General features: G+C 50.6%; 1 protein-coding gene. It reads left to right on the forward strand.

Annotation, left to right across the window (positions count from 1 at the left end; translation table 11 throughout):
• On the forward strand, positions 1-251 hold a 251-nt coding region (locus tag L7A20_RS11865; RefSeq protein ID WP_237223685.1), incomplete at its 5' end, for a hypothetical protein.
• Between the last annotated feature and the right edge of the window lie 194 nt (positions 252-445).

The raw sequence follows: 445 nt of genomic DNA on the forward strand, positions 1-445 counted from the left end.
CGGTTATTATTGCGGGACTAAATACACCTTTGGCGACATTTCTTGCAGGGCGCGTGAAAACACCGGGTGGTTTTTTACTAACCTATATGCCGCTGGGTTTAATCAGCGTAGTGCTGGGGTTCGTAGTTCTCTCGTTATTCTTGGTTTTTAATGCTGGAACGTATTGGTTGGTGGGATTGCTGGTATACGCCTCGATAGGTGGGAGTAAGTTTAAGGAGTTGAGGCGGTTACGTTCTGGTTTTGGTGGCTAGATGACGGGGCGTGGAGGCCCTGGGGCAGGTGAGGACGAGTATGGGTAATTCTGTGGAGGGTAAGAAACCTGTTAGTCGTGGTGAGCGGATTCGGGCGGGGCTTTTCCTGTTGGTTTTTGGCCTGCCCGTAGCTTGTGGCATCGCTTGGTTACTGTTTTCAACTCCTATTAACCGGGTTCTTAACCACCCCGAAC

This window comes from Rothia nasimurium (assembly GCF_928381415.1).
GTDB lineage: Bacteria > Actinomycetota > Actinomycetes > Actinomycetales > Micrococcaceae > Rothia > Rothia nasimurium_H.